At 63.9% G+C, this 8,087-nt stretch carries 6 protein-coding genes and 2 pseudogenes; 6 read left to right on the top strand and 2 right to left on the bottom strand.

All coding sequences use genetic code 11. The features are described from left to right. The 6 genes and pseudogenes from HMPREF0298_RS10835 to HMPREF0298_RS10800 form a co-directional block, all read left to right on the top strand. A partial coding sequence (locus HMPREF0298_RS10835) for an Nramp family divalent metal transporter (protein ID WP_006841236.1) occupies window positions 1–948 on the top strand: 948 nt, incomplete at its 5' end. 29 nt (window positions 949–977) lie between these two features. Continuing rightward, a complete protein-coding gene (locus tag HMPREF0298_RS10830) occupies window positions 978–1,676 on the top strand; it encodes a metal-dependent transcriptional regulator (RefSeq protein WP_006841235.1) in 699 nt (232 codons plus the stop codon). A 177-nt stretch (window positions 1,677–1,853) separates the two neighbouring features. After that, window positions 1,854–2,213 carry a Cd(II)/Pb(II)-sensing metalloregulatory transcriptional regulator CmtR gene (cmtR, locus tag HMPREF0298_RS10825; RefSeq protein WP_003860192.1) on the top strand — a complete coding sequence of 120 codons (360 nt, stop codon included), beginning with the start codon at window positions 1,854–1,856 and terminating at the stop codon, window positions 2,211–2,213. Beyond that, window positions 2,213–2,839, top strand: coding sequence for a cadmium resistance transporter (locus tag HMPREF0298_RS10820; RefSeq protein WP_003860193.1), 627 nt, complete (start codon window positions 2,213–2,215; stop codon window positions 2,837–2,839). The genes cmtR and HMPREF0298_RS10820 overlap by 1 nt, the downstream gene beginning before the upstream one ends. A gap of 61 nt (window positions 2,840–2,900) precedes the next feature. Next, window positions 2,901–4,118: pseudogene (locus tag HMPREF0298_RS11955) on the top strand (IS3 family transposase). Then, window positions 4,063–4,446: pseudogene (locus HMPREF0298_RS10800) on the top strand (transposase); the annotation flags it as partial. The pseudogenes HMPREF0298_RS11955 and HMPREF0298_RS10800, both read left to right, overlap by 56 nt. A 99-nt stretch (window positions 4,447–4,545) precedes the next feature. Here the strand turns inward: HMPREF0298_RS10800 and HMPREF0298_RS10795 are convergent. Then, on the bottom strand, window positions 4,546–5,643 hold the full coding sequence (locus HMPREF0298_RS10795; protein WP_040423193.1) for an IS630 family transposase: 1,098 nt from the start codon (window positions 5,641–5,643) through the stop codon (window positions 4,546–4,548). Window positions 5,644–5,924: 281 nt separating this feature from the next. Then, window positions 5,925–8,012 (bottom strand): heavy metal translocating P-type ATPase, encoded by a 2,088-nt coding sequence (locus HMPREF0298_RS10790; protein ID WP_006841231.1) that lies wholly within the window; start codon window positions 8,010–8,012, stop codon window positions 5,925–5,927. Window positions 8,013–8,087 lie beyond the last annotated feature (75 nt).

The following is an 8,087-nucleotide window of genomic DNA, read 5'->3' as shown; positions in this document are numbered from 1 at the left end:
GAGACAGTGGCCGCGGCCACGGACCTGGCCGAGGTGATCGGCGGGGCGATCGCCCTCCACATTCTCTTCGGCCTCCCCTTGTTGATGGGGGGCCTGCTCATCGGTCTGGTATCGATGCTGCTGCTGGCCGTCCAATCCAGGCACGGTCAGCGCCCCTTTGAGTTCGTCATAGTAGGTTTGCTGGTAGTCATCACCGTCGGCTTCCTCACGGGCATGTTCATCGGAACTGTTTCCTGGAGCGAGGCATTGGCCGGGGTTGTCCCGCGCTTTGAGGGGACCCCGACGGTGGTGTTGGCCGCGAGCATGCTCGGGGCCACGGTGATGCCCCATGCCATCTACGCCCACTCCTCCCTCGCCCGAGACCGCCACGGTGACACCATCGCGCCCGAGGCATTGCCGCGTCTGCTCCGTGTCACCCGGTGGGATGTTCTCCTGTCGCTGCTGGTGGCCGGGTCGGTCAATATCGCGATGCTGTTGTTGGCTGCCGGAAACTTGAACGGCATCCCGGGTACCGACAGCATCGAAGGGGCCCACGCGGTGATCACCGCCACGCTGGGCCCGGCAGTGGGGGTGGCCTTCGGTGTCGGTTTGCTGGCTTCCGGGCTGGCGTCCACCTCGGTGGGTTGCTACGCCGGATCCACGATCATGGGCGGATTGCTGCACCGGCAGATCCCGCAGGTGGTGCGGCGAGCGGTCACCCTGGTCCCGGCCTTGGCCGTGATCGCCATCGGTGTGGAGCCGACGTGGGCGCTGGTGCTCTCCCAGGTGGTCCTGAGTTTGGGCATCCCCTTCGCCCTGATCCCGCTGGTGGTGCTGAACAGTGATCGAACCCTCATGGGTGGCTTCGCTATCCGAGTTCCGCTGCGGGTGGCGTCCTGGGTGGTGGTCGCGTTGATTGTGTCGTTGAACCTCGCCCTCATCGGACTGCTGGCCAGCGGCCGGGGATGACCGGCTGTGGTCTCCGGTAGCGTGAGCCCATGGACCTGAGTGAGATCACGCCGGTAGCCCAGGACTACCTCAAGGTGATCTGGGCGGCCACCGAGTGGGGAGGCCCGCCCATCACCGCCACGGCCTTGGCGGCACGGATGGGCACGACCACGGCCAACGTCTCAGACACGGTCAGACGGCTGGCAGCCCAGGGACTCGTGGAGTACCAGCCCTACAAACCTGTCATGCTCACCGAGCGGGGCGAGCAGTACGCCATCGCGATGGTACGCAGGCATCGGCTGCTCGAGACCTTCCTCGTCACCACCCTGGGCTACCCGTGGGAGGAGGTCCACGACGAGGCCGAACGGCTCGAACACGCCGTCTCAGAAACCATGATCGAGCGTATCGACGCTCTCCTCGGGAACCCCGCCACCGATCCCCATGGTGACCCCATCCCTACTGCCACCGGGTATGTCTCCCGTCCCATCGATGCCATCCGGCTCACCCGCGTTGTTCCGGGTGACTACGTAATCATCCGCATCTCTGATGCTGACTCAGGGCAGTTGGCCGGCTTTAGGAGGCGGGACATAGTTCCGGGCGCACTAGTCAACGTCGCTGGTGGGGATCCTCGCCAGGACAGGATTGTCCTCAAAGGCGCTGATGGGAAAGAGGTCATCCTCACCACGGAGCAAGCCAATGCCATTTGGGTAGCGCTCTCCCCCGGCATCGGGGGCGGCACTTCCTTGTAGCTGGTAGGGGGGATATCGGCCGCACCACTCTTTGCATCTAGCGTGATTGTTTTCTGAAGTCCTGCGCCCAAGGCGCCCGTTTGCGATGCGTGACGTTCGGAGCTGATGCACATATTTCCTGGCCCATCCTCCGGGGGCGGGCAAGGATTGTTCAGTGCCTGATGTACAGTTAAGTGCATGCTGACTATTGCTTCCTGTCTCGATGTGATGAACCGGTTAGGCCGTGCCATGGCCGATCCCACCCGGTCCCGGATCCTGTTGTCCCTGCTGGAGGCGCCCGGCTATCCCGCGCAACTGGCCCGGGAGCTGGAACTGACGCGCCCGAATGTGTCGAACCATCTCGCCTGCCTACGCGACTGCGGCATCATCGTTGCCGAACCGGAGGGCCGGCAGACTCGCTACGAAATCGTCGACGCCCACCTCGCCCAGGCGCTCAACGCGTTGCTGGACGTCACGCTCGCGGTGGATGAGCACGCTCCCTGTCTCGACTCGGGCTGTGACGTGCCCGGTTGTGTCACCGGGCAGGAGGGCATGTGATGGTCTCCGGCTTGCTGTCGGCGATTGGCCTGTTCCTCGCCACGAACATTGACGACATCATCGTGCTGTCGCTGTTCTTCGCCCGCGGTGCGGGACAAAAGGGGACCACAGCCCGGATCTTGGTCGGCCAGTACCTCGGATTCGTCGGCATCCTCGGCGCCGCCGTCCTGGTGACCCTGGGGGCGGAAGCCTTCCTGCCCGAGCAGGCCATCCCATACTTCGGGCTCATTCCCCTGCTCCTCGGCTTATGGGCGGCCTGGCAGGCCTGGCGGAGCGATGATGACGACGATGACGCCGGGAAGGTCGCCGGGAAGAAGGTGGGTATCCTGACGGTCGCCGGGGTGACGTTTGCCAACGGCGGCGACAATATCGGCGTCTACGTCCCCGTCTTCCTTAATGTGGGAACCGCCACGGTCATCACCTACTGCGTCGTCTTCCTCGTCCTGGTGGCAGTTTTGGTCCTGCTGGCAAAATTCGTTGCCACCCGTCCGCCCATCGCCGAGGTCCTCGAACGCTGGGAACATGTATTGTTCCCCATCGTTTTGATCGGCCTGGGCATTTTCATCCTCGTCGGCGGCGGTGCTTTCGGTCTGAACCGTCACGGGTTTCTTGCCGCCTTCCAATGAGGAAGTATCACCACCATGAAGAAGTCCTACAACCCTTAAGTTCAAGGCACGGGCCGTCCGGATGGTCCAGCAGCATCGTGAGGACTACCGATCGCTGACCGTCACCTGCACCGCCGTCGGGGACGAGCTCGGTGTCTCGCGCGAAACCCTGCGCAACTGGGTCCGCCAGGCCGAGGTCGACGCCGGCCACGTCCCCGGTGTGAGCACCGAGGAAAACGAGGAAATGACCCGCCTGCGCAAGGAGAACAAACGCCTGTGAGAGGCCAACGAGATTTTGAAGAAGGCCACGGTTTTCTTCGCCGGGGAGCTCGACCCCGGAAACCGTTGATCGTCGCCTTCATCGACCAGATGAAAAAAGAAGGCTTTGCTGTCGAGTCGGCCCGCCATGTGCTGCGTGAGCAGGGCGTGCAGGTCGCGGCGAGGACCTACCACCACTGGAAGAAAGTACCGGCCACACGGACCATGACGGACGCGCAGATCCTCAACGCCCTCTACGAGCTTCGGGACGCACCGGAATCCCTGTACGGGCGGCGCAAGATGGTCGCCCACCTGCGTCGGCAGGGTCATGCGAGGGCGCATTGCACCGTCGGCCGGTTGATGCGCCTGGCCGGGATGAACGGTATCTTCAGGCGCCGGACCACGGTGCGGACCACGATTCCCGGGTCCGGGGACCGTGCCCCTGACCTGCTGAACCGGAACTTTACCGCCGAGGCGTCCAACCGGGTATGGGTCGCCGATTTCACCTACGCCCGCACCGGTTCGGGCTGGGTCTATGTGGCCTTCATCGTTGACGTGTACTCGCAGCGCATCGTCGGCTGGCACGCGCAGACCTCCCGCGGAGTCGAACTGGTGCGTATCCCACGGTACCCGGTGCTGTGGGAGCGTGACCGCACCCAGCGTCCCGTTGTCCGTGGTGAGCTGACGCACCACTCGGATGCGGGCAGCAAGTCACACCGCGGTGAAATTCACTGAGAACCTGGCCCTGCAGGGCATCACCCCGTCGATCGGGAGTGTGGGTGATGCCTACGACAATGCGCTGATGGAGTCGAGCAACGGGCTGGACAAGACCGAGTGCATCGGCTCCCGGATCTTCACCGCACAGAACCTGGAGTCGATCGTCGACGTCGAACTCGCGACCATGGCGTGGGTGCAGTGGCACAACCACCACCGGCTGCATTCCACCCTGGGGATGGTCCCGCCGGCGGAGTACGAGGAGTCCTACTGGGCCAGAGAAGCTACAATTCCTGGGTCACCTGCGACGGCGGCTCACCCAATCTAACGGCGGCAACAAAGCCGTAGCGGTTCACGGCACCGCCCCAGAGTGTTGGCTGCTGGTCGAATGGCCCGCCGGAGAAGACGAACCCACCGATTACTGGTTGTCGACCCTGCCCGAGACCACCCCCATCGAGCAGTTGGTGCGCCTGGGAAAGATCCGGTGGCGGATCGAACACGACTACCGCGAACTCAAGCACGGCCTGGGACTCGACCACTTCGAGGGTCGACATTGGCTCGGCTGGCATCACCACACCACACCCGTCACCGCAGCACACCTGTTCATCACCATGAAACGACTGGCCGCCGGCCCAAAAGCACTACCGGCGGCCTGACTTTCTACACGGTGCTCACTGAACTCCAGACCGCCGTCATCCGGTTACTCGACCGCTGTCCCTACTGCCACCGCCCCAGAGACACCTAACAAAGCACTACTAGTGTCCTGCGCCGTTAATTCGTTGTAAGGATCGGGCGATGGAGTCGAGGATGTCCTCGGCCGTTTTAGTCCAGATGAACGGCTTCGGGTCCTCGTTCCACGCCCTCACCCAGTCGCGGAGGTCTTTCTCCAGTGCCTGCACGCTTCGGTGGTCGCTGCGCTGAAGGAGCTCTCGGGTCACCTCGGCAAACACCCGCTCCACCTGGTTGATCCAGGAGGAGTAGGTGGGCGTGAAGTGCATGTGGAACCGGGGGTGCTTGCCCAGCCAGGTCTGGATCGTCGGGTGTTTGTGGGTGGCGTAGTTGTCGCAGATGACGTGCACGTCCAGGCCTTCGGGGACGGTTTTGTCGATCTTGACCAGGAATTTTCTGAACTCCACCGAGCGGTGCTTGCGGTGGACCTGGGAGATCACCGTCCCATCGGCAACGTTGAGTGCGGCGAACAGACTCGTGGTGCCGTGGCGGACATAGTCGTGTGCGCGGCGCTCGGGTGTTCCCGGCATCATCGGAAAGGCCGGCTGGGACCGCTGTAGGGCTTGTACCTGGCTTTTCTCATCGACACACAGCACGACCGCTGACTCCGGTGGGTTCAGATACAACCCGACGATGTCATAAATTTTCTCGGTGAAAAAGGGATCGTTGGAAAGCTTGAACCCCTCCTCCAGGTGGGGCTTGAGTCCAAAAGCCTTCCAGATCCGACCGACCGTGGACTTCGACAGGCCGGATCTCTCGGCCATGCTCGCCCGCGACCAATGGGTCGCATTCGCAGGGGTTGATTCCAGGGTGTCGATGATGACCTGCTCGACCCGGTCGATACCGATCGTCGCGGGCCGACCCGGCCGGGGCTCGTCGACCAGTCCGTCGAGGCGCTTGTCGATGAAGCGGGCCCGCCATTTACCCACCGTCGGCAATGAGATCCCCAACCGACGGGCGACCTCCGAGTTCGATGCCCCGGTTGCGCATTCCAGTACGATCCGGGAGCGGAGCGCGAGGTCCTGGGTGGTTTTGCGTCGCCGGACCCAGCGTTGCAGTTGGTCGCGTTCATCATCGGTCAAGGTCAGTGGGGCTAACGCCGGTCCTCGGTGTGCATACCCAATTTTACAATGATCCAGCAGCGAATTAACGGCGCAGGACACTAGGCGAGCTTCCCCCAGGGAACCAAACTCCCGGCGATCGTCTGACAGGCCGGAAGGAGTGTCCGGAAGTCGATGTTGATTCCAGTCCCGTCTGATATGACCCATACGGTGCCGCTGACGGGACAATCCATGAGTGAGTTCCTCTGGATAGCCCGGGGGTTGAGTGGGGGTAAGCGGTTCTCCGACAGATCGGACGGACTGTTCTCGCCACGGGCCCCACTGGTGACTCGCGGGGAGAAGCATCAGTGCGTGGGCTTTTCTTCGTGGTCGATGCCGGCGTGTTCCTGGCCCTTCTGGAAGTTGAGCAGGCGAAGCGCGTTCGCGACGACGATGAGGGTGGATCCCTCATGGATGAGCACGACGGCGCCGATATTAAGCCCAAGGAAGGTCGCGATGATGAGGAAAACGACGATGGCGAGGCTGGCGATGAGGTTCTGTCGGATGATCCGGCTGGCGGCCCGGCTCAGCCGGACAGCGAACGGGATGTGTCCGAGGTCGTCGCTCATCAGCGCGATGTCGCAGGTCTCTAACGCGACCGTCGACCCGGCAGCACCCATCGCAATGCCGACGTCAGCTCGGGCCATCGCGGGGGCGTCGTTGACGCCGTCGCCGATCATCGCGATCGGGCGGTATGTCTTGGCCAGGCTCGTGATGTGAATGACCTTGTCCTCGGGGAGGAGCTCTCCGATCGCCGTGTCGACGCCGACTTCCTGACCTACCGCGTCGGCGACCCGCTGATTGTCGCCGGAGATCATGACCAGATGGCCGACCCCTGTGTCCCGGAGCGCGTTGAGCACCTGGGCGGATTCGGCGCGGGAGGCGTCCATCACTCCCACGACCCCCAGGAAGCGGTCACCACGACGCACGATCATCAACGTCTGCCCAGAGTCGCGGGCTTCGGCGTAGGCCTTGGCCAGCGAGGAGGGCAGTTCAAGCTGCTGTTCGTCGAACATGCGCAGGTTGCCGATTTCGACCCGCTCTCCGTCGATCGTCGCGGTGATGCCGCGGCCGGTGAGTGCCGAGAGGTCGGTGGCCACCAGCCGCCCGGTCTCGGGGACGCGGGGTGCAAGGTCGCGGACGATCGCGGCGGCGAGGGGGTGGTCGCTGAGAGATTCGACCGACACGAGTGTCGGGATCAGTTCCGATTCGGACGTGTCATCGGCGGGAACGAGCGAGGTCACTCGTGGTGCGCCCCACGTGAGGGTGCCGGTCTTGTCGAACGCTATCGCCTCTACTCGTCCGAGTGTCTCGAGCGGGGCACCGCCCTTGACGAGCACGCCGGCACGGGCGGCGCGGGCCACGCCCGCCAGGACTGCGGCTGGGGTGGCGATCGCGAGAGCGCATGGGCTCGCGGCGACGAGCACAGTCATGGCGAGGTAGAAGGCGTCGCGGAACGGCTGCGCGAACGCGAACATCGACACCAGCAGGGTGGCGATGACCCCGAGGATCACGGCGGGCACGTACCAGCGCTGGAACCGGTCGATGAACTGCTGTGTCGGGGACGCAGCCTGGTCGGCGGTGCGAACAAGCTCAACGACCTTGCTCAGTGTCGAGTCAGCGGCGGTCGCGGTGACCTCGATCTCGAGTAGGCCAGACCCGTTCACGGTGCCGGCAAACACTCGATTGGTGGCGGGGAGGGTGCCGACCGTGTGCATCGTCCGTGTGGGGTCGGACACCGGTTCCTTCTCCACGGGGATCGACTCGCCCGTGACTGCCGATTGATCAACGGCGGACATTCCGGAGATCACGAACCCGTCCGAGGGGATGCGGGAGTTCGGACGGATGACAACGATGTCTCCGACCACGAGCTCCTCCACCGGTACTTCCACGGGTTCGGTTTCGCCGCGGCGCACCAGGGCGCTGCGGGGGGCGAGCTCGGCGAGGGCCTCGATGGACTTGCTGGCACGGCTAAGGGCGTACTCTTCGAGCGCGTGGCCGAGGCTGAACAGAAACAGCAGCACCGCACCCTCCGCCCACCGGCCGATGAGAGCGGCGCCGACCGCGGCGACGAGCATGAGGAAGTCGACCTCGAACTTCCCTCGCAGCGTGGAGGAGATAGCGGTGCGGATGGTGAAGAACCCACCGAAGAAGTAGGTGGCGAGGAAGAACGCCAACGGCCATCCGACCATCGGCAGCCCCAACGCGAACTCCGCGATCATCCCACCGGTGTAAGTGACGCCGGCGGCGATCGCGAACCACAGCTCCCAGCGTGCGGAACCGTGGGCATGATCTTGGGTATGAGTGGCCGCCGATGTCGGTGGCAGGGTTGTGGGGGATCCGTTCGGGGCAGCGTAGTCGCCGGGGTCAGGGTCATGATCGTGCTCGCTCATGCCTGTAGTCTAACGGGGAAAACCCCTTATTGCAAGCTTATTGAAAATCCTTGAGGGCATCCCCTCCCGCACCCT

The sequence above is a fragment of the Corynebacterium lipophiloflavum DSM 44291 genome (assembly GCF_000159635.1).
Classification (GTDB): domain Bacteria; phylum Actinomycetota; class Actinomycetes; order Mycobacteriales; family Mycobacteriaceae; genus Corynebacterium; species Corynebacterium lipophiloflavum.
This window is presented reverse-complemented; position numbering and strand designations above follow the sequence as displayed.

Excerpts from the sequence above, each read along its gene's own strand:
- HMPREF0298_RS10830 (WP_006841235.1), top strand. The coding sequence starts at position 978 with ATGGACCTGAGTGAGATCACGCCGGTAGCCCAGGACTACCTCAAGGTG.
- cmtR (WP_003860192.1), top strand. The coding sequence starts at position 1,854 with ATGCTGACTATTGCTTCCTGTCTCGATGTGATGAACCGGTTAGGCCGT.
- HMPREF0298_RS10820 (WP_003860193.1), top strand. The coding sequence starts at position 2,213 with ATGGTCTCCGGCTTGCTGTCGGCGATTGGCCTGTTCCTCGCCACGAAC.
- HMPREF0298_RS10790 (WP_006841231.1), bottom strand. The coding sequence starts at position 8,012 with ATGAGCGAGCACGATCATGACCCTGACCCCGGCGACTACGCTGCCCCG.